This window comes from Amycolatopsis sp. NPDC033938 (genome assembly GCF_055575975.1).
This window is the reverse complement of the sequence record NZ_JBVIRO010000023.1, coordinates 50,517-75,931: the sequence shown is the minus strand read 5'-3', so window position 1 is coordinate 75,931 and position 25,415 is coordinate 50,517. Positions and strand designations below refer to the sequence as shown.

Sequence of the window (25,415 nt, the reverse complement as noted above, 5' to 3'; positions counted from 1 at the left end):
CGCCGCCACCCATCGGATGACCAGCACTAGCGGCAGCGACAAGATGACGAAGGCGTAGGTGCCCAACCAGGTCATGGCCCTGGTTGGTCGGGCGGCTCGAACAGGTCCGGCCCCTCCGCGGTCGCCGGCGGGGTGTCCAGCTGAGCTGGCGACTCCAGACCGGACGGTATCGGGATGACGCCGCTGTCCTGGTGGTCCGCGTGGGTCCGGAGCAGCTGGGCCAGTTCGGCCAGCAGTCCGGCAAACTGGCGCTGCCGGTCCGGCGTCAAGGTGCCCGCGAGCAGTTCGGTCGTCAGCTGGGGGACGTGTTTGGTTACCCCGGTGAGGGCCCGGACGAGTTCGGCGGTCTGGCGGTTCACCGGCGGACCTCATCTGTCAGGACACGTAGGGACGAGCCGGTGCGGCGGATTGCCAGCGCCAGCCGATCCGCCACCGACGGCACGGTGGACAAATGGCGTCGGGTCAGAACCAGCAGGCCGCCGACATCCGGCAGCCCCAATACGTCCGTCGCCGCGGTGAACCCCGGTCGCAGCAGGGTGGCAGGCATAAGCCCGACGTCGCGGAACACCACGGAAAGCCGCAGACCCCGGGCGACGCTCCACCAGGTCAGGACGTCGGCACAGGCCTCGATGTAGGCAGGCTTCGGGTGCTCGGCCCAGACGTAGCCGTAGACCGTGGGCAAGGCGCTCGTCGCCTCCGCCTCGACCGGCGGCATGGCAATGAGCCGTGCCGTCAACGCTTGCAGTTCGGGGAAAACGTCGTTCGCCACGGCTAGAACCCCTCTCGCAGGCGATACGCCAGGCGAGCCGAGCGGCACGGCCACGGCTGGTCGCAGCTGACGCAGCGAGCGGATGAGGAACGGGCCTCCGGCGGTGGGGCGTGCAGCTGGAGGTACAGAACGATTAAGGCGTAGAGCTGCGCTGGCTGCGGTACCCGTGGCTCCGGCGCCATCGTGAAGCCGTTGCGGCCACGCTGCCAGCTGGCCGGGACAACCAATGCAGCCGTGGTGAGGGTTCGTCCGGTCATGTGCCTGTCCTCTTCGTCCTCGTCGTAAGCGGGTGGACGACACACCCAGCGGCCGGGACGAATGACCACGAACAGCGGTATTGCTTGCGGGAGCCGTCCGGGCCGGTGAGAGGCGAAGAAGTGTCAACCGGCCGCCGGGGTGCCGATTCACGACCGTATGACGATTACCGGCCAGTAACCCGAACTGTCAGTTCGGGTGGTTTGGCGGTCCGGATGATCTACAGCGGGAGGCCGACGCGGGTGGCCAAGCGGGCGGCTTCGGCGGATACCGACCGGCGGCCGCGTTCCACCACGGTGCGCAACACGGCGTGGGCGGCTGGACGAAACCGGATGTCTTCCGGCGCTTCGCGTTCGGCCGTATTGAGTAGCAGCAAGGCGCTGGCGTAGTCCCGGCGCTGGCCATAGCCCTTAGCTTGATCCAGCAGAAACGCTACCCGCCGCTCAATGGACGGCGACCGGTCGTGGTCGATCTTCTCGGCCAGCCGCAGACCCTCCACGGCTTCGCCGGACTCGACTTCCACTGTGACCGCGTACATCGCAACGTTGGTCGGGCCAAAGGCGGTCCAACAGGTGTTTCGTTCGCCCACCTGCTTGGCCAGCGGCACCGCTTCGCGCAAACGGTCACGCGCCACCCAAGCGTTCCCGCCGCGCGCGGCGGCAATGGCCGCGATCAGCAGCAGCGAGCCGGACAGCGCCATGGCGTCGGCGTTGCCGCCCGCCACCAGGTTCCGCAGGCTGTCTTTGGCGTGAACGGCGACGTCTTCCGCTCCTTGCGCCTGGCCATCTGCCAGCAGCACCTGCGTCAGGTTCCACTGCGCCGCCGCCAGCCGAACGGGGTCATCGGCGGCTTCGGCCGCCCGGACGGCGCGGTCGGCCACCAGCAGCGACAGGTCACCGCAGCCGATGCGCTTCGTCACGGTTCGCAGCAGGCCATACAAGTCGGCGGCGTAGCGCTGGGCGGTGCGACGGTCGCTGGCCTGCGAACCACGGAGCGCCGCTTCGGTCCCGGAGATGAGTCCAGGCAGCCGGGCCGTCAGGAGGCTGTAGCGATGCGGTGAGGTTTGCCAGGTGGCCCATGCCTCCAGGACGTCGCGGTGCAGTTCATCGAGTGCCGGTGGCGAGAGCGGGTTGGGCACCGGACCGGTAAGTGCGCGGTACAGCGCGTCTCCGGCCTGGCCGGAGGTCCGCGGCCGGTCGGCCGCCGGCATGGTGCTGAGCAGATCGCCAGGCTCCACGCCCAGGACACTGGCCAGCTCGGCCAAGACCGCGATGGTGGGCAGCTTCTGGCCGCGCTCGATTTGATACAGGTAATCCGGCGTGATGCCGACCAGCCCGGCCACGACGGTCTTGGTCCGGTGGGCGGCCGTCCGGTAGAACCGGACGCGATCGCCCACCACGCGGGCCAAATGATCGTTCATCGCCGTTTCCGTACCATCCCATCTAGGGGCGTGACCAGCGCAAATGGTATCGCGCCCGGCATGGTCCGTCACGGGTGGCAAACTCGGCGGCATGAACGCGCTCACCGAGCCGCCGCGCACGCTCGTGCTGTGGGACATCGACCACACCCTGATCGAGACACGGGGCGTGGGCAGGGCGATCTACGACCGGGCGTTTCCGGCCGCGACCGGCAAGCCGCTGGTCAAGCTTGCCCGCATCGCTGGACGCACCGAGCTCGACATCATGGCCCAGTCGCTGCGCGTTAACGGCCTTGAGCCGACGGACGAGGCGGTGCGCACGCTGGCGGCCGCCTTAGTTCAGGGGTACGAGGATGCCCGAGAGGAACTGGCCACCACCGGCCGGGCGTTGCCGGGAGCCAGGGAAACCCTCAAGCGGCTGGCCGCCGACCCGTCCGTTCACCAGGGCATCTTGACGGGCAACCTCCGCGCGGTGGCGCGCATCAAGCTCGAGGTCTTCGGGCTCGATAGTTACATCGATTTGAGCAGCAGCGCCTACGGCGACGACCACGCCGACCGAGCGGAACTGGTGAAGATCGCTCGTCAGCGTGCGGAGGAGCGCACTGGCACGAAGTTCGACAGCGCCAACGTCGTACTCATTGGCGACACACCCAACGACGTGAGAGCCGCACTGACCGCGGGCGTGCGGGTGATTGCGGTGACGAGCGGGAAGAGTAGCGAGGACGCGTTGCGGCAGGCCGGAGCAGTCGAGGTCATTCGAGACCTTACCGATTTTAGGTTGACCTAAAGGTTGAGCGGAGATCTATTTACAAGCAGTGAACCCGGAACGGTGCCAGTGTTAACTCGGATGGCGGTGCAGGGCCTAGTAGCGCGGTCTTAAGCTGACAGTTTCGCCGACTGCCGGGGAAAGGAATATGCGAGCACTTAAGAATGCTTCGATCGCTGGCCATTATTTAGACGAGACCTCGAAGCCGCCCAGGGTCACCGTCATCATGGCGAACACCTCTGCGATCGTGACAATCCTGACGCCCGTGGCCACGGTTGTAGCGATCATTACGAGCGATTCAACCAGCGTTCCCGCCACGGTTCTTGCCGTATATGTCTGCCTGCTCGCCACATTTTTGCTATACCTTTTGATTCAGCAAGAGCGTCGGCGGCATAGAGACGCCCACTACGGGCCAGCCACTGTACCATTACGTCTCGCATTTACAGACCTGGCCAATGCGTCGTGGACAATAATCCAGGGGGACGGGTCCGAAGAGCTTTTTATCGAGCACCTAAAGAAGTCGCTTCGAAATCTTGCTCGAGCATTTAGCCTTATAACTGATCACGACTGTCGAGTATCAATCAAGATCATCTCGGCGGGCACTCAGGCGGCTAGTGACATTCACGACATTCATGTCTCGACATTATGCAGAAGCAATGAAGGGCGAGAACCAAGCAGAGTTAATCCTGATCGCATTGAAGGGAATACTGACTTTAAGAAAATCTTTGTAGATAATGTTGATTTCTTCTTCAGTAATGACTTACTGAAGGAGCGCGACAATGGCTATGAAAATTCGCACTGGGATGACCAGGTTTTTCGCGACAAGTCTTTCGAGTACCTCGCTACTATCGTATGGCCCATAGGTCGCACTCACCCTCCCGCGAACCAGCATCCAGAGTTGCGCGAGGTAATAGGGTTCCTATGCGTGGACACTCATGAAACCAATGTATTTAACAAAATGTACGACACCTCGATTGGTACCGCATTTGCCCAGGGGTTGTATCTAGCGATTCATAGGTATCGAATGAAGCAAGCGGCGGCGACAGCCGTAGCAGACTAGGTCACAGTTAACAGTTAAGAGAGGCGTCATGGCTAACACAGTTGGGGAAAATGATGAGGCATCGGACCCTAAGGAATCTTGGTTTGATCATGCTCAGGCTATCGACCGGGAGTGGATAGAGCTGCAAGTTACTACAACAAACGGAGAGCTTGTATATTACCGCGTTCCACGACGCACTTTTTTTCAAGAGATCGACGAGGTTGCTAGATTCGTGGCGTAAGGTAGAAATACCCCGTTCGCTCCAGCTGTCAAGATAGGGCGAACGGGGTGAGTATTTGCACTACTTGTACCCTCGGCAGTTATTTGCACAGGATACACCATTGTCACAATTAGCGGACATGGTCCACAGTTCGTCGAGGACGAATATGCGGTGCACCTTCATGGCAGAGACGGTCTTGGCGATCGACTCGATCTCGATGTCGACCCCCTCCTCATCCGCTGGCGCGTGGTGAATGAATTGACCTGCGATCTGCTCACAAAACTCTGCGTATTCGCGAGTGTAGAGGATGAAGGTATGCCAACCGATATCCACGAGCGGAGACGGTGAGTAAGACCCAAGGGGGCTTTCCGCGCACAGGCGCAGAAAGCCAAGTGCTTGGTCCATAATGCTTTCGGCCAAAGAGCTGTCGCAGCCCTCCGTTTGCACTATTCGAGCCACCAGACGGTTCCAGAGCTCGGGTTTAACAAGATCCTTATTTGCAAGCTGCTCGACTGTAGTAGTGCCGTTCACTCGGCCCACCTCTCACTTAAAGCTGATCGCCTACAACAATTACAATTTAATCACATAAGATCAACTTGAGAAAGAGGGAGCCGCGTGGCAGTGAGGGCAAATAAGGACTCGCCAGACAACTCGCTCGAGGGTCACGCATCAACATGGAATCCATTCCAGCGCGCTGAATCAAGGGAATCACGGAGCCACACCTAAGAAACTTATTACATTACCGTAACGCTTTTCGGGCATGGTGGCGCGCATGGTGAAGGTCAGCTAACGCTATGTACCAAATCGTTCGTGACCTGCTGGCTCGTCTCGATGAGCATCGGCAGCTCCAACCGGTGCGGGAGCTGACAGACAAGGTGGCCGTGCTCCTACCAAGCGAGGCACCGTTAGCGAAGAGCAGCCCAACCACTGCGGCGACCGTGTGGTGTTCGCGCATGACCTGCGGGATGAGGGCGAGCCGGAAGCCGAGTTCAACCCCGGCATTGCCGAACGGCTGCCTCGCAAGAACGTGGCCGCTGGCACCCTGATTCGCGACGAAGCTGGGCGGGTGCTGTTCGTATCGCCGACCTACAAGCCGTTTCTCGAAATTCCCGGCGGCCTGACCGAAGATGAGGAGTCGCCGCTGGCCGCCTGCCGCCGCGAGGTCCGCGAGGAACTCGGCATTGACCTGACCGTGGGGCGGCTGCTGCTCGTGGACTGGATGCCGACGCATGGGGTATGGCGCGACAGTCTTCAGCTGATCTTCGACGGCGGCGAGCTCAGCGAAGAGCAGATCAAGCAGATTCAGCCGGCGGACGAACTCAGCCATTTCGAGTTCCTGGAGCTGGACGCCGCCAAGCTGCGCCTGCGGCCGTCCATGGCCCGGCGGGTTGAGCTGGCGCACCGCGCGCTGATTGACGGCGAAGTGCTGTATGGGGAGTTTGGGCGCGGAGCATAGCGACAACTCCAGTCGTTCCAACGAGCAGAGGCCGGTTCGTAGTCGCGTGTCATATGAGCGAGTCTCAGAAGCATTCTTTTTCTAGACGCGCCTATACTGCCGGACTCCACGAAATTAGTGTCACATGGCCTGGCATGACTCGCCCGAACTCCCGCCGACGGGAACCGTCCATTGCTGGGGTGACTTTCCATTCGTCTGGCGCTCGGAGACCCTCACGTCGCGGGTGGGCGACCGTGACTTCTAGATCGCAGAGTGCGTCACCGGTCAACTCTACGTGGAAATTCTCTCCAAATGTGCCGTGATGGAGAGGGATGTAGCCTGTTGGTTGCCGGTACATGCGAGTCTTACGAGTGTTCTCGTACGATGAGCCGGGTGGAACTTGTCTCCCTTTTACCACCGATGCTTCGTCAAGGATAACTGATTTATCTTTTTGAATAGTAACATATGGCTGCATGGCACCGTCCGCGATATCGACCCAGTCGAAATGGTCCGGGCAGCTGAGAGCGTACCTAAGATACTCACTCTGGTAGCCACTGGTCGAGGCAAGAACCCAGGGTTTGCCTGCAGGTGCGTATGGCTCTTTGCCTAAGACGAGTCCTTTATTGCGAGCTTCCAGCGTGACCGCGAGGATCTTCTTGTCTTCGTTAATCCACGAGAAGTCAGCCGTCCACACGGTTCTTTTGTGATATCGGACGAATGTGGTCAGCTCTTGAATCTCTTCTCGCAGGCTCTCCGGAGCCTTGGGGTTAAGAAAAGTAAAAACGGCATTCCAGCCAGATTCGTCCTGGATGCGTTTTTTGAGGTATGGATCAACAAGGGCAGCGAGTATGGCGCTTAATATCAGGGCTTCGCTAAGCCCAAGAACGATTGTGTAGCCAACGGTGTGCTCGTCAAGCAGTTGGTGTCCCAGTAGCTCTCCGGCGACGCCAAATAGTAGCAACAGAAAAACGCCAAGGCTGTATCTCGCCTTGGCGCCTCTGATGCCTATGCGAACGGACGTGGACCAACGGGTCACGCTGCTCAACATGCTCATGGATTACCTTACTCGTCGCCGTTGCCCATGACCTCACTCCTTAGTTAGTGGCACCTAAATCATACACCAAAAGGCGGGGCATGATACCGCAGTAGACCCGCGTGGCGCAAGACTGAAGTAACTTTCGGTGGTCACAGTTGTACCATGGGTTGCCACGGAATGCTCGGATGCAGCTCGCATGCTGCCCAAAAGTGTGGCTTGCTGCGCTCGAGCGCTGCTGGAGCTCACGGATACCTCCCGGTCAGCTGTCATTGCGTAGGTGATGTCGAGGTCGCCGGAGGATTCGCAACGATGACTTAGAGTCGTTGCGAACCCGTCACCCGGTGAGCGCAAAGTGTTCCTGCTCGTATTCGCAGCGTCACGACCGTTGAGGTGCAAGCGGGGCTCCTGGCATGAGCTGCCTCATTTGGCTGACCTATATCGCGCCCAGATGGACGAGTGGTAACAAACAGCTACACGGCGTAACGGTTGCCAGCCTCCTGTCGACTCCGAGGCATTACGGAGCTGACTAAGCAGTTAGGGCAGGGCCAGCTCAACGCGAGGAAGCGAGCCAGCCATGTCACTTGCCGCAGCTTTCGGCACCACCGCCGCCGCAGACGAGCCATCCACCGGAAACCTGGCGAACGCTCCGGCCGGCACTACGAGTGTCAGTGACTTCATCACGGTGCAGTCGCTGACCAACTTCGCTGCTATGACCGGAGCCATCGCCGCGGCCTGGGGTGGCGGCCAAAGCCTGTGGGGTCCGCCGCGCGGCGGGTGGTTCCCGTTCGCCCTCTGTGCCCTGTTCGGCCTCGTCTCCCTGATCGCGTCTCGGCCGGGCGCGGCCGTCATCGGAGACGACGGCCAGCCTGTTCCGAACCAGCCCAAGCCGATCTTCCGGGTACTCCAGCCGTCGTTCACCGCGCTGGTGAACTCTTTTGTGCTGTACGGCGCGGTGCTAGGAACGTTCACGGCAGTGAAAGTGCCGCCCAGCCAAGCGATAGCCTAGCCACATTAATTGATTTCATTGATAATACATCAAGACCGGCTAACCACAGGCCAACCTGTCCCGAGTCATATTCTATTTAAAGTGGGTGCAGACCGCGATGTCATCGATTGAAGACGAAATAATCCAGTGGGTTACAGGAAGGCCCGTTTGGCTTCAGAATGTCATCGCTCAAGTAGTTCGCGACGGTAAAGCCGATCAAGCTTTTCTGGATGAGACTGCCAGCAACCTAATCAACGAAACGCTTGAACTCACCACTCACCCCCTCCAAGCCAAAGACCTACCGGCTGGCGGCACTCCTGACTCGCGCGTACAACTGGTTAGCGTTGGAGACCTCAGCAACGTCAACGCTTTGTTGCCCGGCCAGAGGCTTGGCTTCGGCGCGTCGGGACTCACCCTTGTCTACGGTGACAACGGAAGTGGTAAGTCTGGCTACGCTCGTCTCATCAAGGAGATTGTGGGAGCAAGACACAAGGAGAAAGTTCTTCCAAACGCTTTCGATCCATCAGCCGACGGTGTTCCGCAGGCGGCCGGTATCGAGTACTCCGTTGACGGGGCCAACAAATCAGCAACCTGGCCCGAGCTCAACGATGCTGCCGATCTCAAATCAATCCACTTCTACGACGAAGCCTGCGGTAACGACTACATCACATCTGACACCGATGTGTCATACAGGCCATCAGTTCTAAAAATCTTCGATGACATCATCGCCTCAGCGGACGCTCTGCGCACGGTACTAGATGAGCGCCTACAACTCATTTCTACACCGTCCGCTCTACCTCAAGTTGACTCAGGAACTGCGGCGGCCATTTTTCTACAAAACCTTTCTACTCGAACAACACTCGAAGACATTGAAGCTGCCTGCAAAGTGGAAGATGATGCGGAAGATACACTGGGACGACTTGTACAGGAAGACGCACGACTTCAGGCAACGAACCCCGCAAGAGAGCGTTCACGCTTGAAGGCGGCTGCGTCTTCGATCGCGTCAACCGCTGAACACTTCAAAACCCTCAAGTCTAAAATCGGTCACGCCCGGGCACATAGCCTCATTGAGGAGCAGCAAGCCGCTCAAAGTCTCCGCGCAGTGGCCGATCTCGCTTCGACAGCTAGTTTTTCCGATGAGCCACTTGCTGGAGTCGGCAGCGCATCCTGGCGCGCCTTGTGGTCTGCCGCTGAAGCTTTTGCGACATCAGGGCCTTATTCCACCGGCGAGTTCCCGCCGACTCACGACACTGATCGCTGTCCACTCTGTCAGCAACCGGTCGCCGAAGACGCACGCGACCGGCTTGCACGCTTCCACCACTTCGTACACGACGAGACCGGCAAGAGAGCAACAGAGGCCGAGACCCGCTTTCGACAAGGAGTCTCAGAGATAGCCACCATCACCGTATCAACCGCGTCCACGACCGACGCACTTCTTGCCCTGCAAGCAGAGGACGAACAGCTTGCTGACACACTCCGAAAGGGGCTTGAGTTAGCGGAGCTTGTAAAGAATCGACTTCTCGGCCGACTTAACAACGAGACCACTGCGGAGCCGTTGCAGTTACTAGACATCGATACGGCTGAACTTCGGGAACTCGCCAAGAACCTTGAAGATCGCGCAGAAAAAATCGACGATACCGAATTCAAAAGACAGGTTGCCGACATTCGATCCAGAAGGCAAAGCCTGACAGCTCAAGTAGGACTTGCGAACGGTAAGCACATTATTATCCAAGAAGTCAGTCGTCTTGCACAAGTGAGCAGGATCAAGAAGGCGCGCGATAGCGTCTCAACAGGTGCAATTACTCAAAAGTCAGCCGCTTTGACGCGCTCGTATGTGACGAGCCAGGTCAGCGACCGGTTCATTCGTGAGTCTGCCCGGCTTCGACTCGACAAGGTAGCACTTGCAGATCGAGGTGGCACGAAAGGACTTCTACGCCACAAACCATCACTATTAGGTGCCGGTGCAAGCAAGTCCCCCAAAGTAGTGTTGAGCGAGGGGGAACAGACAGCAATGGGCCTTGCAGGTTTGTTCACTGAGATCAACTTCGATGAGAGTAAATCAACAGTCATACTAGATGACCCAGTCTCGTCGCTGTCTCATTCAAGACGCAACGATGTAGCCAAACGCGTAGTCGAGATAGCCGCCGATCGACAGGTCATCGTGTTTACGCACGACCTGACTTTTCTCGGCTATCTAGTAAAATTTGCTGCAGGTGACGGTGTAGCTGTTACCGAGAGGTGTATTGACCGAACTGGCGGCGATATTCCTGGCTTGATTAGCAATGAACATCCATGGAAGTCGAAAGATGCGGCTAAGCGATTCCATGACCTGGAGCAGACACTCGCCGAAATTAGGCGCGAGCGTGACACATGGACCCAAGACGAATATCTTCGCCGCGTGAGCGAGTGGGCGGGCGATCTGTCCCAGACCTACGAGCGTATCGTACGCTCAAACATAATCAACCAGGTTGTCGATCGAGCGACTACCATTGTCTCTCCCCTAAAATTTCGAATGCTCGCCAAGATCACCGAAGACGACAACCGAGTTTTCCAGGAAGGGTACGGTGAAGTCTCCGAGTGGGCGCGTCGCCATGACAAGAGCGAGGACACCAACTTCGTTGCACCGACTGTAGAACGCATGGCAACTGAGCTCGAACGGGCAAGTGCGTGGTTCAAGAAAATCAAGTCCTACCAAAATTAGATTTTCGGCAGATTACGACCGCTCCGCCCAAATTGTTCCGCTTTAGGTACTCCCGCCTCATGCAGCCGCTCCCTGACCGTTGTTTGGCCCACGCTGAATTTCTGGGCGATCTGGGCGTATGTCCAGCCAGCCCGGTAGAGGTCGAGAGCCACAGGCACATCGTTCGGGGCAAGCCCAGGCGATGTGGCGTCGATGCCACGTGCACGAAGATGCTTGCCGATCGTGCTGCGATGCACGCCGAACCGATTGGCCAGCTCGCGCACAGTGGCTCCAGCCACGTAGGCGGCGGCCAGCTCGTCGATCTCGGACTCACCGATCTGACGAGCGGTCCGGCGCGACTGGACGTGACGTATATCACCTACTTGCTGATCTGGCCACGCCTCTGCCATCTCCAGGAGTCGCCGTACCTGGCGCGAGGGGCTTGAAAGGGCCTCACGGACCCCGACCATAGGTCTTTGACCTGCGATTTTCACCTTTGCCGGGCTCGGTGGCCCCGGTCCGGGAGCCGGCGTGGCGCCCAGCGACCCTCCGCTTTAATGTCACGCGCTGCCTCGCAGCCTCCCGCGTGACCGGTCCGATCACCGCAGCTGTGTGGGGCCCCTGACGCCCGGTTCTGGTGCGCGTGAAGGCCCCCTTCCCTCGGCTGAGCCGAGGGAAGGGGGCCTTCACGCGCAAAGACGCCCCCCCCCCCCGCCGAGCCACACCTCACGAGCGCCGGGCTCCGCTCGGACCGGCCGACCGCGTAGCGACCTCCGCTTTAATGAGTTTCATGAAGATCCGCCCCGCGCTCAGCACCGACGCCCCCGCCGTGACCAGGCTGCTCGCCGAGCTGGGTTACCCGGACAACGACGTGGAAGACGTGCGCCGCCGGATCGAGCGCTGGTCTCGTCATCCCGAAGGCGCCGCGCTCGTCGCCGAATCGGAGGGCACGGTGGCCGGTGTCGTCGCGGTCGTCGCGATCCCGCTTTTCGAGCGGGAAGGCTCCGCGGGCCGGATCGTGGCTTTGGTGGTGGACGAGACCCAGCGCGGTTCGGGCGTCGGACGTGAGCTGGTCGCCGCGGCCGAAGCGGAGGCGCTGCGCTGGGGTTGTCACGCCATGGAGGTCACCAGTTCCCGTCACCGGACCGGTGCGCACGCCTTCTACCGAGCGCGAGGGTACGAGGACCGCTGCGAACGCAGCGCCCGGTTCACGCGACAGCTGGAGGTCTGACCAGCTCCCGCATCCTGAGAGCACTGGGCCAGCCCGCCCCCGCTTGCGAACATCGGCACCGTGACCGGCAGGCGGAGCGCCAGTGCCAGTGCGGTGCTCCGCGTGGTGCTGGACGAAGGGGCGATAGCGCGCAGCACCATCGCGCGCCGTACCGGGCTGAGCGCCGCGGCCGTCACCGGGCATGTGGCGGAACTGATCCACCGGGGGTTCCTCACCGAGCTGCCCGAAGTCGCCGGCGCGGTCGGCAGGCCGTCCGTGCCGGTGGATCTCGACACCGAGCGGTTCGTGGTGTGCGGCGCGCATGTCGCCGTCGAGAATCTCACCGTCGGGTTGCTCGACCTGCGCGGGAAAGTGCTGACACAGCAGGAGGTCCCGCATCACGGCGCCGAGCCTGGCGAACAGGTCGCGCAGATCGCGGAGCTGCTCGACGACCTCCTCGTCGGACACGCGCCGGAGCGCACGCCGCTCGGGTTGGGGGTGGCCACCGGCGGGTGGGTCGACGAAGCGTCGGGGACGGTGGTGGAACACGGTCTGCTCGGCTGGCACGGGGTCCCGTTGCGCGATCTCCTCGGCGAGGCCACCGGCCTCGACGTCCGGGTCGACGGGCATTCACGCGCGCTGATTCACGCCGAAAGGCTGCTGGGGCACCCGAGAGCGCGCAGCAGTGTCGTGCAGTTGTTCACCGGCAACGTGGTCGACGCCGCCTTCGCCACCGGCGACACCGTCCATTATGGACCTCGGTCGGCGGCGGGCGCGGTGGCGCATCTGCGGGTCGACGACAGCGACGAGCCTTGCCGCTGCGGGCGGTCCGGCTGTCTCGAGGCCACGGTGTCCGAACGCACAGTCGCCCGCAAGGCCTTCGAAAGCGGGATCGTCACCACGCGGAATTTCGCCGACGTGCTCCATTTGGCGAAATCGGGCGACGAAAACGCGATTGCCCTTTTCCGGGATCGAGCCCGGATCATCGGACAGGCCGTCGCTTTGCTGTTCGACGTCCTGAACCCGGAGATCCTCATCGTGCTCGACCAGAGTGTAAGGGATGTCGAGGACTGCCTTTCCACGATCCGGGACGAGGTCGCTCAGCGCTCCTGGATCTGCCAGGACGCGAAGAACTCCGTTGTGGCGTCCAGTTTCCCGGGCACCGAGCTGGCGACGGCCGGTGGCGCGGTCGTGCTGAAAACCCTTTTCGAGGATCCCCTTTTCGCGAAGCTGCCGCGCGCTTCGTGATCCACTCGGATTACTTCACAAAATCGCAAAATTGACGCTCACGTACGGGCTGCGAAGAATCTTCTTCACCGACGCGAACCCGAACGAAAGAGCCCACCGTGAAGAAACCAGTGCCCTTGATCGCCGCGCTACTCGCCGGATTGGCGCTGTCGGGCTGCGGCGCCTCCGCGACCCCGGTCGGCGTGGCCGGGCAGCCAGAGAAACTCGAACTCCGTTACCAGGGCTCGGCGAACGCCGTCACCCTGCCGGAACTCGCCGAGGATCTCGGCTACTTCGGCCCCATCAAGCTGAAATGGGTCGGCAACACGATCAGCGGGCCGCAGGACATCCAGTCCGCCGCGACCGACCAGACCGACTTCGGCGGCGCTTTCACCGGCGCGGTGGTGAAACTCGTCGAGGCGGGCGCACCGATCAAGGCCGTCGTCAACTACTACGGCTCCGACGAAAAGTCCTTCCTCGGCTTCTACGTCAAGGACGACAGCCCGATCCGCACGCCGCGGGACCTGATCGGCAAGAAGGTCGGCGTCAACACCGTCGGCGCGAACCTCGAAGCCGCGCTCGACACCTGGCTCAAGCGAAGCGGCCTGTCCGACGCGGAAATCGACCAGGTGCAACTGGTCGTCATCCCGCCGATCAACACCGAACAGGCTTTGCGCAACGGCCAGATCGACGTCGCCGCGCTCAACGGCGTCCTGCAGGACCGCGCCGTCGCCGCAGGTGGGCTACGGCCCGTCGTCAAGGACGTCGAAGCGTTCGGTCCGTACAACGGCGGCCCGTACGTGCTGAGGACCGACTTCATCAAGAAGTACCCGGAAACCACCAAGACCTTCGTCACCGGGGTGGCCAAGGCGATCGAATGGGAACGCACCACACCCCGCGACGAGGTCATCGCCCGGTTCACCAAGATCATCCAGAACCGCGGCCGCAACGAGAACACCGAAACGCTCAAGTACTGGAAGAGCGTCGGCATCACCAAGGGCGGCCTGATCTCGGATCACGACTACACACTCTGGGCGGACTGGCTCAAGCAGTCCGGGTTCGTCAAGAACGACGAGATCGACCTGAAGAAGCTCTACACCAACGAGTTCAACCCGTTCCGCGAAGGCGGTGGCGCATGACCGCCAAGATCAGCCTCCGGTCGGTTTCCAAGACCTTCGGCGCCCTGACCGCGCTCGACGACGTCTCACTGGACGTCGAGGACGGCACGTTCCTTTCCCTCGTCGGGCCGAGCGGGTCCGGAAAGTCGACCCTGCTGGACCTGCTCGGCGGGCTCGCGAAACCCACCTCCGGCGAGGTGCTGATCGACGGGAAACCCGTCAACGGACCGGGGCTGGATCGCGGGGTCGTGTTCCAGCAGTACGCGCTGTTCCCCTGGCGCACCGCACGCGCCAACGTCGAATTCGGCCTGGAAGGCGGCACCCTCACCAAACGGCAGCGCGCGGAGCGGGCGCGGGAATTCCTCGGCCTCGTCGGGCTTTCCGGATTCGAAGACCACTTCCCGCATCAGCTTTCCGGTGGGATGAAGCAGCGCGTCGCGATCGCGAGGAGCCTCGCCTACGACCCGGACGTGCTGCTGATGGACGAGCCGTTCGCGGCACTGGACGCGCAGACCCGCGAGCTGCTGCAAGAGGAACTGCGGCGGATCTGGAGCCGCACCGGCAAGACCATCGTGTTCATCACCCACAGCATCGAAGAAGCCGTCTATTTGGGACAGAAGGTCGCGGTGCTCACCTCGCGGCCGGGCAGGCTCAAGGACGTCGTCGACATCGACCTCGGCGATCGTTCGAACGCGGATCTGCGTTCGGCGCCCGCGTTCGTGGCGCATCGGCATCGACTGTGGGAACTCCTGCACGACGAGATCCGGAGGGCAGCCTGATGACCGCCACACTCGAAGCACCCACCGTCCACACCGGAGCGAAACCGGTTGGGAAGACCCGGAAGAAGAACACCTGGCTGGGCAAGGGATTCCGCAGCTCGGCCGCGATCCTGCTCTTCCTCGCCGTCTGGGAACTCGCGCCCCGCTTCGTCCTCGACGAAGGCACGCGGACCTTCCTCCCGCCGCTGTCGGAAGATCTCGCCGCCCTCTGGGAACTGGTCCTCAACGGGCAGCTGGCCGACCATCTGCTGGCGAGTCTCGGCCGGTCCGCCGCCGGATTCGTGCTCGCCGTCGGCGTCGCGGTGCCGCTCGGACTGCTGATCGCCTGGTACCGCCCGCTCGCGGAGTTCCTGAACCCGCTGCTGGAGCTGGCCCGCAACACCGCCGCGCTGGCCCTGCTGCCGGTGTTCACGCTCCTGCTCGGCATCGGCGAGGTGTCCAAGATCGCCCTGATCGTCTACGCCTGCGTCTGGCCGGTCCTGCTCAACACGATCGCCGGGGTCAACACCGTGGACCCCTTGCTGGTCAAGGCCGCGCGTTCGCTGGGCCTGTCCAGTCCGAACCTCTTCCGGAAGGTGATCCTGCCGTCGGCGGTACCGACCATCTTCACCGGCATCCGGATGGCGGCGGCGTACTCGATCCTCATCCTGATCGCCGCCGAAATGGTCGGTGCCAAGGCCGGACTCGGTTATCTGATCAACAACTCCCAGGTCAACTTCCAGATCCAGCAGATGTACGCCGCGATCATCACGGTTTCGGTGCTCGGCCTGGCCATCAACGCGGGTTTCGTCGCGCTGGAGCGGCGGTTCTCCACCTGGCGTGTCAAGGAGAAGGCATGACCTCGGTCAAGAAACAGTTGCACCTCAACGCGTTCGTCATGCCCAACGGTCATCACGAGGCCGCGTGGCGGCATCCGAGCACGGATCCGCATCGCGCGTCGACACTGAAGCACTATGTCGACATCGCCCGCACGGCGGAGCGCGGCAAGCTGGACTCGCTGTTCCTCGCCGACGGCGTCGCCTTGTGGGGCAACGTCCGCTACAACTCGCACACCCTGTTCGAGCCGCTGACGCTGCTTTCCGCGCTGGCCGGGGCCACCGAGCACATCGGCCTGATCGCCACCGCGTCGACGACCTACAATGAGCCGTACCACCTGGCCCGCAAGTTCGCGTCGCTCGACCATCTCAGCGGCGGCCGCGCGGGCTGGAACATCGTGACGTCGGCGGGCGAGGACGAAGCCCGCAACTTCAACCGCGACGCCCGGCCCTCGCACGCGCTGCGCTACGAACGCGCCACCGAATTCGTCGAGGTGGCCAAGAAACTCTGGGACAGCTGGGACGACGACGCGACCCGGATCGACCGGGAGAGCGGGATCTACGCCGACACCGGCCTCATCCACCCGATCGACCACGACGGCCCGCATTTCCAGGTACGCGGGCCATTGAACATCCCCCGTCCGGTGCAGGGACACCCCTTGCTGGTCCAAGCCGGTTCGTCGGAGACGGGCAAGGAGTACGCGGCACGGTTCGCCGAAGCGGTCTTCACCGCGCAGCAGACTTTCGCCGAGGGCAAGGCGTTCTACGACGACGTCAGGGGCAGGCTCGCGAACTACGGACGTTCGCCTGAGGAGATCAAGATCCTGCCCGGGATCAGCCCGATCCTCGGCCGCACCGAGGCCGAGGCGAAGGAACGCGAGGCCGAACTCAACGCCCTCATCACGCCCGCGTACGGCGTGCGACAGCTGTCGACGATGCTCGACCACGACCTCACGCCGTACCCGCTCGACGGACCGCTGCCCGACGTCGGCACGTTCACCGAGGGCGCGCAGAGCCGGTTCGAACTGGTCACCGGCCTGGCCAGACGCGAGAACCTGACCATCCGCCAGCTCATCGAACGGCTCGCGGGCGGCCGCGGCCATCGCGTCTTCGCCGGCACCGCCACCCAGGTCGCCGACCAACTGGAGCACTGGTTCACCGAAGGCGCCGCCGACGGCTTCAACGTCATGCCGCCCACGCTGCCCGGAGGACTCGAGGACTTCGTCGATCTCGTGGTGCCGGAACTGCGCAGGCGCGGCCTGTTCCGCACCGAGTACACCGCCACGACCCTGCGCGGCCACTACGGCCTCGCCCGGCCCGTCAACCGCACCACCGTCACCACCACAGTGAAGGAGCACGCCGCATGACCGCCCTCAACACCCAGGTCGAGGTCCGCAAGATCACCGGCCGCATCGGCGCCGAGGTGCTCGGTGTCGATCCCGCCGCCGAGCTGGACACCACGACCGTCGCTTTCCTCACCGACGCCCTGCACGAACACAAGGCGCTCGTCTTCCGAAACGTCGACCTCGACGACGCGGGCCAGCAGCGCTTCGCCGCGTACTTCGGGGAGTTGACGAAGGCGCACCCGACCGTCCCCTCGGTCGACGGCGAGCCCGCGATCCTGCCGGTCGACAGCGAACGGGGCCGCGCGAACCAGTGGCACACCGACGTCACCTTCGTGCACAACCCGCCGAAGGCCAGCACGCTGCGCAGCCTGGTCGTGCCTCCGTACGGGGGCGAAACGCTGATCGCCAACTCGGCCGCCGCCTACCGTGACCTGCCGGAGCCGCTCCGCGCGTTCGCGGACACGCTGCGCGCCGAGCACACCAACGACTACGACTACGCGAAGGCACCGGAGTCCCTCGACGAAGCGGAGGAGGAACGCCGCCAGGTGTTCATCTCGCGGAAGTTCCGCTCGGTGCATCCGGTGGTGCGGGTCCATCCGGTGACCGGCGAGCGCGGGCTGTACATCGGCGGGTTCGCGCAGCGGATCATCGGGCTGTCCAAGGGCGAGTCGCGGGACATCCTGCGGCTGCTGCAGTCGTACGTGACGCGGCCGGAGAACGTCGTCCGGGTGACCTGGGCGCCGAACCAGCTGGTGCTGTTCGACAACCGCATCACCCAGCACTACGCCGTCGACAACTACGACGACCTGCCCCGCCGCTTGAACCGGGTGACGGTGGCGGGCGACGTCCCGGTCGGCGTCGACGGGGTGCCGAGCGAATCCCTCGAAGGCGACGCTTCGCACTACTCCCCCGTCGGTACGCATTGAGAGGACCAAATGCGGTAAGACTGGCGTCGTGAATGTGGAACGCCAGGTGGAAGCGCTGCTCAGGGAGCTGGCGCCGCAGGTCATCGGTCTGCTGGCGCGGCGGCACGGGCAGTTCGACGCGTGCGAGGACGCCGTCCAGGAGGCCCTGCTTTCGGCCGCGCAACAATGGCCGGAGCAGGGCATCCCGGACAACCCGAAGTCCTGGCTCGCGACAGTGGCTTCGCGGCGGCTGGTGGACGAGTGGCGCAGCGAGAGCGCGCGGCGGCGGCGCGAGGAGAACTCCGCGCTGATGGACCCGTCCGGCCCGGACGAAGCGTCCACTGTGTCCGATTCGGACGACACGCTCACCGTGCTCTTCCTGTGCTGCCACCCCTCCCTGTCCGCGCCGTCGCAACTCGCGCTCACGCTGCGCGCGGTCGGCGGCCTGACCACCGGCGAGATCGCGAGCGCGTTCCTTGTCCCGGAATCGACACTGGCCCAGCGTGTCAGCCGGGCGAAACAGACCATCAAGAAGGCGGGCGCGGAGTTCGTCCTGCCGCCGCCCGCCGAACTCGCCGAACGCCTCCGCGTCGTCCTCCACGTGCTGTATCTGATGTTCAACGAGGGCTACACGACCAGCGGCGGCCCCGAGCTGCACCGCGCCGACCTGACCGCCGAGGCCGTGCGGCTGACCCGGCTCCTGCACCGGCTGATGCCCGGCGAGGACGAGGTCACCGGCCTGCTCGCGCTCATGCTGCTGACCGACGCCCGCCGCGCCGCCCGCGCCGGCGACGACGGCTCGCTCATCTCCCTCGCCGATCAGGACCGCTCACGGTGGGACGCGGCCATGATCGCCGAAGGGGTCTCGCTGGTGAGCGGGGTGCTCGAAACCGGGCCTGTCGGGCCCTATCAGGTGCAGGCAGCGATCGCCGCCGTCCACGACGAGGCGCCCACCGCGGCCGACACCGACTGGCCCCAGATCCTCGCGCTCTACGACGTCCTCGAGAAGGTCTCGCCGGGGCCGGTCGTCACGCTCAACCGCGCCGTCGCGGTCGCCGAGGTTCACGGGCCGGAAGCGGGCCTCGAGCTGCTCACCACCCTCGACGGCGACACCCGGATGGACCAGACACACCGGCTCGACTCGGTCCGCGGACATCTGCTGGAACTGGCCGGGGAGACCGGGGCCGCGCGCGAGGCCTACCTCCGGGCCGCCGGGAAGACCGCGAGCGAGCCCGAAAAGCACTACCTGACCCGGCGCGCGGAGCGGCTCACCTGAGTACCCGGAGGATCGTGTCGTGCGACTCGCCGTGGACATAGCCGGTATAGACGGCGTGGATCCGGTGCACCGTGCCGTCATAGAGGGTCACGGTGGCCTTGATCGGGATGTCGCGCTGCCTTTCCACCCGTGAGAACTCCTCGTACGGCAACCAGACCGAACCCGGCCTGGCGGCGACCGCGAACGGCTCTTCGGCCATCAGGTCGAGCAGTCCCTGTTTCCCGGTGTCGGACGCTTTTCCCTTGACGGGCACGAAGATCAGGCCTCGTTCGGTGATCAGCAGATGGCCGGGCAGGTCGTCGAATCTCACGTCCGACAGCCCGCCGATCACCGGTGATCCGCCCGGCGAGAGCCGCTCTGTCCCGCCCGTCGCGGTCGCGGGGTCGATACCCAGCCTGGCCAGGGCCGCGCGGGCGCGCACGAGTTGCTCGGGTTCACCGATCAACAGGTCCTCGACGAGGTCGAACAGGTCCAGCGGGGACCCGTCGGCGTGCACGAAATCCGGTTCGTCGTCCCACCGGTGCCGATAGCGGATCGTGCCCGCTTCGCAGGCGGCCAGCGTGATGGCCGCCTCCAAGCCGTACTCCGGGACCTCGGTCCCGGCCAAGGCGATCAGTGCTTCGAGGCTTCCCTCACGCTGTCCTGAAGCCCGTGAGATCGCGCGGTACGCGGCCTCGGCGGCCACCTTCAGGCGCGCCATCATCGCTTCACGCGGGTAATCCTCCCAGGGAAGTCGGCGTCGGTCGCTGAAATCGAAGACAGCTTCTTCGAGCCGGGCCCCGGCACGGGCGGAATCGGCGAGCAGGCCCAGCGCCGGACGTTCGTCCACATCGGACCTGTCCGGCGCGTATTCCAACGCCCACAGGCGTTCCACGGTCGGCGGGTGGGTGTCCCAGCGCGAAGGGGGCAGGATGGGCGCGTCGACGGTGGACAGCCATTCGCGCCGCGCTTCGAGCATCCGCGCGAACCCGCCGTAGATGTCGGCGGGGGCCAATCCGACCTCCGCTCCCGACCCGACGTGGACCTGCAGGTACCGGACCCATTCGCCGCCGAGCGACGGGAGCAGCCGCAACGCCGACTGCGCCGGGACCCGCCCGGCGATCCGGCCCATGACCTGGTCGGCGCCGTACTCGCGCCGTCGGCTCGCGACTCGCTGGGTCAGGATGAACAGCCGCGCGTAGCCGCGGAACAGCCAGGACAGCGGGTTGATCGTGCGGTGGGGGAAGCGTTCGAGCATCCGTGCCACGGCGACATGTGCCCGGTAGCCCGGCACGGTGGTCTGCCCGTCCAGTTGCCCGTAGTGGCCGAACTCGTGCGCCAGCACCGCGCGCACCTGCGCACGGGTGAACGCCTGGAGTACCGGGTAGCCGATCATGAGGAACCGGCGGCCGGGCTTCAGGCCGAACAGGCTCGTCTGCTCGACGACCGACGCCCCCGGCGCCGCCGTGAGCCACACCTGGTCCGGCGGCCGGGTCCCGATCGTCTCCGCCAGTTCGGTGAGCGTGGCCCACAGCTCCGGCGCGTCGTCGCGGTAGAGCGGAACTCCGGTCGGCACGAAGGGTTTCTCCCGGAACGGGAGCAGGGCCGCGACTCCGGCGCCGAGCAGCAGTCCCAGCCCGAGCGCGGCGACGAGGAACACCAGGCCGTTGTCGATCGTGCCCAGCAGGAGGCCGCCACCGAAGGCCAGCAGGACGAAGACCAGCGCGGCCAAGATGTAGAACCCCGACACCAGGAGCACGACCTTGGCCGCGCGAAGCCACCCTCGCATGGCGGAGAACCTACCCGGTCACGACGTCCAGGTAGTCCAGATCGGCCGGATCGTCGGTGCCTTTGGCGACGCGGTAGACCACGGTCCCGTGCGCCGGGACGGAAGCGCTGATGCTCCCGGTGGTCGTCCGCGTCGCCTTCGACCAAAGGTCCTTCAGCTCGTACGAGGGCGCGCCGCCGATGCCGAGCGCCGACGCGGTGGTGGCGATAGTCGCGGTGGAGGTGTTCTCATTGGACAGTGCGACCGCGCGGTCGCCATTGGCCAGCACCTTGTTGTAGACGACCAAGCCGCCGTCGGAACTCACGACGGTCGCCTGCTTGCCCAGCGGGTCCTGGTCGAGGGCGATGACGTCGGTGTTCTTGAGGATGGCGAGCGTCTCCGCACCGGCCTTGCGCAGATCCGCGCCGATGAGCAGCGGCGCGGCCATCATCGCCCACAGGCTGAAATGGGTGCGGTACTCGGTGGCGGTCATGCCGCCGTTGCCGACCTCGAGCATGTCCGGGTCGTTCCAGTGACCGGGACCGGCGTATCGCGCGAGCACCCGGTTGGCCTTGGCCTTGCCGATCATGCTGGTCCAGTTGTCGGAGATGTCGCCGGTGGTGCGCCACAGGTTCCCGACCGGCTCACCCCAGGTCCACACCTTGGGGTCGGTCCGCCCCCATTCGCAGATCGAGTAGACGATCGGGCGGCCGGTCTTCGCGAGCGCGTCACGCATCGCCGTGTACCGCTTCCGCGCGTCGACGCCCTGGTTGTTGCAGTTGTCGTATTTCAGGTAGTCGACACCCCACGAGGCGAACAGATTCGCGTCCTGCTGCTCGTGCCCGAGCCCGCCCGGGAAGCCCGCGGTGTTGCAGGTCTTGGTTCCGGCACTGGTGTAGATGCCGAACTTGAGTCCCTTCGAGTGCACATAGTCGGCGAGTGCCTTGATACCGCCCGGAAAGCGCTTCGGATCCGGTTGCAGGTCCCCTCGCGCGTTCCGGGTGGGCAGCGCCCAGCAGTCGTCGATGTTGACGTAGGTGTAACCGGCGTCCTTCAAGCCCTGCGAGACGAAGATGTCCGCGATGCCCTTGATCATCGCCTCGTCGAACTCCGCGCGGCACTGCGTGGTGTTCCAGTTGTTGAACCCCATCGGCGGGGTTCTGGCGAGGCCGTTTTCCAGCGCCAGCGCGGGTTCGGGGACCGACAGGACCGGGGTCAGTGCGAAGGCCGCGACGGCGAGGGCGGCGCACCGCCGCGCGAAAGTGGATGCCGACATGCTCTCTCCTTGGACGCGCTCGGGGAAGGCATCCGACGAGTACGCGGCGGAAGAGCACTCGTAGAACGAATCTTGAGTAAAGAGTGCTTACGAAGCGGGGTCAAGTCCGGGCGTGTGTGGTTCCCGGCCAGCGTGCACCAGCGTCCTTCAGAAACGCTGTAGCCGGTGTTCTCGCGAACGCCGTACGGCTCGCCGTCCGCCGAACTTCGGCCTGTTCGAAGGGCGCCGGCCCGCCGGTCTTCCTTCCCCGCTGTAACCCGCGTTGAACCGTGGCTACAGCCGCCTCCCGGAACCTTCGTGGTGTTCACCCGTCACTCTCAGGGAAGGTCCCCATGAACAGATCCGGTTCACCGCGCCTCCGGCGGCCGGCCTCGGCTTTCGCGGTCGTAGCGACGCTCGTCGCGGGCTTGCTCACCCTTCACACCACGATCGCGAAGCACCCGCAGGCGGTAGCGGCGTCGTCCGTCGGCGGCGAGATCTCCCGTGCCGAGATCATCGCCCGCGCCAAGTACTGGTACGACCGGGGCGACACCTGGTACAGCCAGAACCAGTCCGACGCCATCTCCGACGGCACCGGCGGCAAGTACCGGCCCGACTGCTCCGGCCTCGTCGCCATGGCGTGGCATCTGCCCAAGAAATCCGACGGCTGGGACCTCAACACCGACGACTTCCACTCCTACTCGCAGAAGAGCTGGCTGAGCAGCCTGCACGACCTCCTCCCGGGTGACGCCCTGCTCAAGGACGGCCACATCGAGCTGTTCGAGAAATGGGTCGATCCCAAGAACCACTCGGAAGGCGCCTGGGTCTACTCCGAGAACACCTACGGCCAGAAGACCAACCACAACACCAACTCCTGGTCGGAGATGACCACCTACCGCGGCATCCGCTACGACAAGATCAACGGCAATCCGGCCGGTACCGCGTCGATCTACGGGGTACTCGCCGACGGCAGGCTGACCTACACCACCATCGACGTCGCCACCGGGAAACGCAGCCACGGCGCCGTCGTCTCCACCGAGACCCTCGGCTTCAGCCCGGTCGCCATGGCCACCCTCAACTTCAACACCCTCCTCGTCACCTCACCCGCAGGCCAGCTCCACCGCATCGACATCATCACCAACAACGACGCCCTCACCTTCACCAAACCCACCCCGCTCGCCACCGGCTGGACACACCGGCTCCTCGCCTACGACGGCAACGGCCACCTCTACGGCATCGCGGGCACAACCCTCCGCCGCTACAACATCAACACCGCCAAACCCGCAGCCGACGACATCACCGGCAACACCCTCATCCAGGACGGCTTCACCCTCAAAACCCTCACCACCACCGGCCCGGACTGGCTGCTCGGAACCACCGAAGCCGGACAACTCCTCTCCTACAAGATCAGCGGCCCCGAAAACTGGACCCGCCACGAACTCCGCTCCAGCACCTGGCAAACCTTCGACCACCTCCTCTCCCCCGGCGGAGGCGTCTACTTCGGACACAAAACCGAAGGATCCCTGATCCAGTACAACGACACCAACCCCTACGACGGCCAAGACAACGACATCACCCCAGCGAAAGCCGTCGACACCGCCGGCTGGAGCCAAACCCTCCTCTCCGCCCAACCCGGCACCATCAAATAAGACGGGGTCCCGCCCGCCGCCACAGGAGCACGGCGGGCAGGACCCCGTCGATGACGTTTCGGTCCTCAGTGGACGGTGGTCACTCCTCGACCTTGCGAGCGGTGGCCATCGCGCGTTCGGTCTCCCAGAACGCCCGCATCGACACGATCAGGCCGTCCTCGCGAACCCGGTAGACGAATACGCCGTCGGTGTCGACGCGATAGCCACCGGGGAGGTACGTGGTGATCGTGCCGACGTTCGCGACCTCGTCACCGGCCGCGTGGGAGTCGCGGATGGTGAACTGGAAGCGTTCGACGCATCCGATCGTCTTGTCCCAGAAGGCACTGATCCCGTCGTGCCCGTGGTGCCCTTTGCCCTCTTCGTCGAACATGGACGGACCGATCGGGTCCTCGACGACGGCGTCCCCGGCGAAGAGTTCCAGCCACGCGGCCTTGTCCCCGGCGGTCACGGCGGTCATCGAACGGAACGCGGCCTGGCGCGCGGGCGGCTGCGTGGCGGCCGGATCCCAGCAGACGTCGACACCCATGCTCAGTCTCCGATCTTCGCGATGATCTCGTCGCCGAACTTCTTGATGGAATCGAGCTTCGGGCCGACTTCGGCGTCGAAGCCGAGACCGTCGAACACCCAGGGCATGGTGATGATGTCGGTGACGCCGATGTCGCCCTGCTCGCGGTAGCCGTCGAGGCCGAATTTGTCGATGCAGACCGCTTGGTACTCGAACGGGACATCGGCGCGGCCCTGTTCGGCCAGCAGCGCACGCAACCGGGTGATGGTGTCGCGCAGGTCGTCGAACTTCATCATCGCCGACGACCAGCCGTCCCCCACACGAGCGGCCCGGCGCAACGCGACCTCGGTGTGGCCGCCGATGTAGAACGGCACCCGCGACGGTGGCGTGGGGCTCATCCGGAGCTTGTCGAAGTCGAAGAACTCGCCGTGGAACTCGACCATTCCGCCGTCGAGGATGAGCCGCAGCACGTCGATGGCCTCGTCCACGCGCTTGCCGCGCTTCTCATACGGCGCGCCGCACCAGCGGAACTCCTCCGGCGACCAGCCGACGCCGAGCCCGAGCCCGAACCGGCCGCCGGTCAGCGCCGCGACCGAGTTGACCTGACGCGCCAGCAGGACCGGGTTGCGGGAGCCGAGTTTGAGCACGGAGGTGTAGAAGGTGAGCCGTTCGGTGACCGCGCCCATCGACGCGGCCGCGATCAGCGGATCGGCCCAGGGCGTCTCTTCGGTCCAGAACCGGCTGCCGTCGGGCGTGTACGGATAGTCGGCCGAGACGGTTTCGGAATAGAACAGCGAATCCGGGAGCGCGATCGAAGAGAACCCTGCCTCTTCGGCGGCGAGGGCGAGCTCGCCCAGCTGATCGAGCGGATTCATCGCGATCGACAGGGTGAACTTCATGGGGCCGAACTATAACGTGTTCTAGTTTCTTCCGCCAGTGCTCGCGGTGACCGGGAGCACTGGCGGGAACCCCCGGCGCACC

General features: G+C 64.0%; 23 protein-coding genes and 1 pseudogene. 14 read left to right on the top strand and 10 right to left on the bottom strand.

The features are described 5' to 3' along the window. Positions 1 to 71 precede the first annotated feature (71 nt). The 3 genes from ACZ5ZX_RS36775 to ACZ5ZX_RS36765 all read right to left on the bottom strand — a co-directional run bounded on the left by ACZ5ZX_RS36775 (position 72) and on the right by ACZ5ZX_RS36765 (position 2,444). Positions 72 to 359: a hypothetical protein gene (locus ACZ5ZX_RS36775; RefSeq protein ID WP_465506595.1), complete on the bottom strand. Its 288-nt coding sequence runs from the start codon at positions 357 to 359 to the stop codon at positions 72 to 74. Continuing rightward, positions 356 to 769 (bottom strand): hypothetical protein, encoded by a 414-nt coding sequence (locus ACZ5ZX_RS36770; protein WP_465506594.1) that lies wholly within the window; start codon positions 767 to 769, stop codon positions 356 to 358. Before ACZ5ZX_RS36770 ends, ACZ5ZX_RS36775 begins: the two co-directional genes overlap by 4 nt. 475 nt (positions 770 to 1,244) lie before the next feature. After that, positions 1,245 to 2,444 (bottom strand): helix-turn-helix domain-containing protein, encoded by a 1,200-nt coding sequence (locus ACZ5ZX_RS36765; RefSeq protein WP_465506593.1) that lies wholly within the window; start codon positions 2,442 to 2,444, stop codon positions 1,245 to 1,247. A 91-nt stretch (positions 2,445 to 2,535) separates the two neighbouring features. Here ACZ5ZX_RS36765 and ACZ5ZX_RS36760 point away from each other — a divergent pair, with 91 nt between their 5' ends. Further along, the gene (locus ACZ5ZX_RS36760) at positions 2,536 to 3,228 is read left to right on the top strand and encodes an HAD family hydrolase (RefSeq protein ID WP_465506592.1); all 693 of its coding nucleotides are present in this window, start codon (positions 2,536 to 2,538) and stop codon (positions 3,226 to 3,228) included. 127 nt (positions 3,229 to 3,355) lie between these two features. Then, positions 3,356 to 4,267 carry a hypothetical protein gene (locus ACZ5ZX_RS36755; protein ID WP_465506591.1) on the top strand — a complete coding sequence of 304 codons (912 nt, stop codon included), beginning with the start codon at positions 3,356 to 3,358 and terminating at the stop codon, positions 4,265 to 4,267. A gap of 280 nt (positions 4,268 to 4,547) precedes the next feature. Here ACZ5ZX_RS36755 and ACZ5ZX_RS36750 read toward each other — a convergent pair whose 3' ends face one another. Further along, on the bottom strand, positions 4,548 to 4,997 hold the full coding sequence (locus ACZ5ZX_RS36750) for a glycine-rich domain-containing protein (protein WP_465506590.1): 450 nt from the start codon (positions 4,995 to 4,997) through the stop codon (positions 4,548 to 4,550). Positions 4,998 to 5,406: 409 nt separating this feature from the next. Between ACZ5ZX_RS36750 and ACZ5ZX_RS36745 the strand changes: the two genes are divergently transcribed. Beyond that, positions 5,407 to 5,922, top strand: a complete 516-nt coding sequence (locus ACZ5ZX_RS36745; RefSeq protein WP_465506589.1) for an NUDIX domain-containing protein — start codon at positions 5,407 to 5,409, stop codon at positions 5,920 to 5,922. 91 nt (positions 5,923 to 6,013) lie between these two features. Here ACZ5ZX_RS36745 and ACZ5ZX_RS36740 read toward each other — a convergent pair whose 3' ends face one another. Next, complete coding sequence (locus ACZ5ZX_RS36740) at positions 6,014 to 6,955, bottom strand: hypothetical protein (protein ID WP_465506588.1); 942 nt, start codon at positions 6,953 to 6,955, stop codon at positions 6,014 to 6,016. A gap of 556 nt (positions 6,956 to 7,511) precedes the next feature. Between ACZ5ZX_RS36740 and ACZ5ZX_RS36735 the strand changes: the two genes are divergently transcribed. Both ACZ5ZX_RS36735 and ACZ5ZX_RS36730 read left to right on the top strand, forming a co-directional pair. Next, positions 7,512 to 7,943: a hypothetical protein gene (locus ACZ5ZX_RS36735; RefSeq protein ID WP_465506587.1), complete on the top strand. Its 432-nt coding sequence runs from the start codon at positions 7,512 to 7,514 to the stop codon at positions 7,941 to 7,943. 85 nt (positions 7,944 to 8,028) lie between these two features. Beyond that, on the top strand, positions 8,029 to 10,623 hold the full coding sequence (locus ACZ5ZX_RS36730) for an AAA family ATPase (RefSeq protein WP_465506586.1): 2,595 nt from the start codon (positions 8,029 to 8,031) through the stop codon (positions 10,621 to 10,623). Here the strand turns inward: ACZ5ZX_RS36730 and ACZ5ZX_RS36725 are convergent. Next, positions 10,620 to 11,012, bottom strand: a complete 393-nt coding sequence (locus ACZ5ZX_RS36725) for a hypothetical protein (RefSeq protein ID WP_465506585.1) — start codon at positions 11,010 to 11,012, stop codon at positions 10,620 to 10,622. The two genes, ACZ5ZX_RS36730 and ACZ5ZX_RS36725, sit on opposite strands and share 4 nt — an antisense overlap. A gap of 380 nt (positions 11,013 to 11,392) precedes the next feature. On the opposite strand from ACZ5ZX_RS36725, the gene ACZ5ZX_RS36720 reads away from it, so the two are divergent. The 8 genes from ACZ5ZX_RS36720 to ACZ5ZX_RS36685 all read left to right on the top strand — a co-directional run bounded on the left by ACZ5ZX_RS36720 (position 11,393) and on the right by ACZ5ZX_RS36685 (position 19,278). Further along, positions 11,393 to 11,833 carry a GNAT family N-acetyltransferase gene (locus tag ACZ5ZX_RS36720; RefSeq protein ID WP_465506584.1) on the top strand — a complete coding sequence of 147 codons (441 nt, stop codon included), beginning with the start codon at positions 11,393 to 11,395 and terminating at the stop codon, positions 11,831 to 11,833. 60 nt (positions 11,834 to 11,893) lie between these two features. Further along, complete coding sequence (locus ACZ5ZX_RS36715; protein WP_465506583.1) at positions 11,894 to 13,060, top strand: ROK family protein; 1,167 nt, start codon at positions 11,894 to 11,896, stop codon at positions 13,058 to 13,060. A 98-nt stretch (positions 13,061 to 13,158) separates the two neighbouring features. Then, entirely contained in the window at positions 13,159 to 14,178 is a 1,020-nt protein-coding gene (locus tag ACZ5ZX_RS36710) for an ABC transporter substrate-binding protein (RefSeq protein WP_465506582.1), read from the top strand. Next, positions 14,175 to 14,936, top strand: a complete 762-nt coding sequence (locus ACZ5ZX_RS36705; protein ID WP_465506581.1) for an ABC transporter ATP-binding protein — start codon at positions 14,175 to 14,177, stop codon at positions 14,934 to 14,936. Before ACZ5ZX_RS36710 ends, ACZ5ZX_RS36705 begins: the two co-directional genes overlap by 4 nt. Further along, on the top strand, positions 14,936 to 15,775 hold the full coding sequence (locus ACZ5ZX_RS36700; protein WP_465506580.1) for an ABC transporter permease: 840 nt from the start codon (positions 14,936 to 14,938) through the stop codon (positions 15,773 to 15,775). Before ACZ5ZX_RS36705 ends, ACZ5ZX_RS36700 begins: the two co-directional genes overlap by 1 nt. Further along, on the top strand, positions 15,772 to 17,118 hold the full coding sequence (locus ACZ5ZX_RS36695) for an LLM class flavin-dependent oxidoreductase (protein ID WP_465506579.1): 1,347 nt from the start codon (positions 15,772 to 15,774) through the stop codon (positions 17,116 to 17,118). The genes ACZ5ZX_RS36700 and ACZ5ZX_RS36695 overlap by 4 nt, the downstream gene beginning before the upstream one ends. Then, entirely contained in the window at positions 17,115 to 18,023 is a 909-nt protein-coding gene (locus ACZ5ZX_RS36690; protein ID WP_465506578.1) for a TauD/TfdA dioxygenase family protein, read from the top strand. Before ACZ5ZX_RS36695 ends, ACZ5ZX_RS36690 begins: the two co-directional genes overlap by 4 nt. A gap of 28 nt (positions 18,024 to 18,051) precedes the next feature. After that, the gene (locus tag ACZ5ZX_RS36685) at positions 18,052 to 19,278 is read left to right on the top strand and encodes an RNA polymerase sigma factor (protein WP_465506577.1); all 1,227 of its coding nucleotides are present in this window, start codon (positions 18,052 to 18,054) and stop codon (positions 19,276 to 19,278) included. On the opposite strand, the gene ACZ5ZX_RS36680 is transcribed toward ACZ5ZX_RS36685, so the two are convergent. Further along, positions 19,271 to 21,046, bottom strand: coding sequence for a M48 family metallopeptidase (locus tag ACZ5ZX_RS36680; protein WP_465506576.1), 1,776 nt, complete (start codon positions 21,044 to 21,046; stop codon positions 19,271 to 19,273). The genes ACZ5ZX_RS36685 and ACZ5ZX_RS36680 overlap by 8 nt on opposite strands. A gap of 61 nt (positions 21,047 to 21,107) precedes the next feature. Then, a pseudogene (locus ACZ5ZX_RS36675) lies at positions 21,108 to 22,301 on the bottom strand (glycoside hydrolase family 27 protein); the annotation flags it as partial. Between the two features lie 332 nt (positions 22,302 to 22,633). Here ACZ5ZX_RS36675 and ACZ5ZX_RS36670 point away from each other — a divergent pair. Then, on the top strand, positions 22,634 to 23,929 hold the full coding sequence (locus ACZ5ZX_RS36670) for a hypothetical protein (protein ID WP_465506575.1): 1,296 nt from the start codon (positions 22,634 to 22,636) through the stop codon (positions 23,927 to 23,929). A 79-nt stretch (positions 23,930 to 24,008) separates the two neighbouring features. Here ACZ5ZX_RS36670 and ACZ5ZX_RS36665 read toward each other — a convergent pair whose 3' ends face one another. Next, a complete protein-coding gene (locus ACZ5ZX_RS36665) occupies positions 24,009 to 24,455 on the bottom strand; it encodes a nuclear transport factor 2 family protein (RefSeq protein WP_465506574.1) in 447 nt (148 codons plus the stop codon). A gap of 2 nt (positions 24,456 to 24,457) precedes the next feature. Then, positions 24,458 to 25,333 carry a TIGR03619 family F420-dependent LLM class oxidoreductase gene (locus ACZ5ZX_RS36660; protein WP_465506573.1) on the bottom strand — a complete coding sequence of 292 codons (876 nt, stop codon included), beginning with the start codon at positions 25,331 to 25,333 and terminating at the stop codon, positions 24,458 to 24,460. Positions 25,334 to 25,415: the final 82 nt, after the last annotated feature.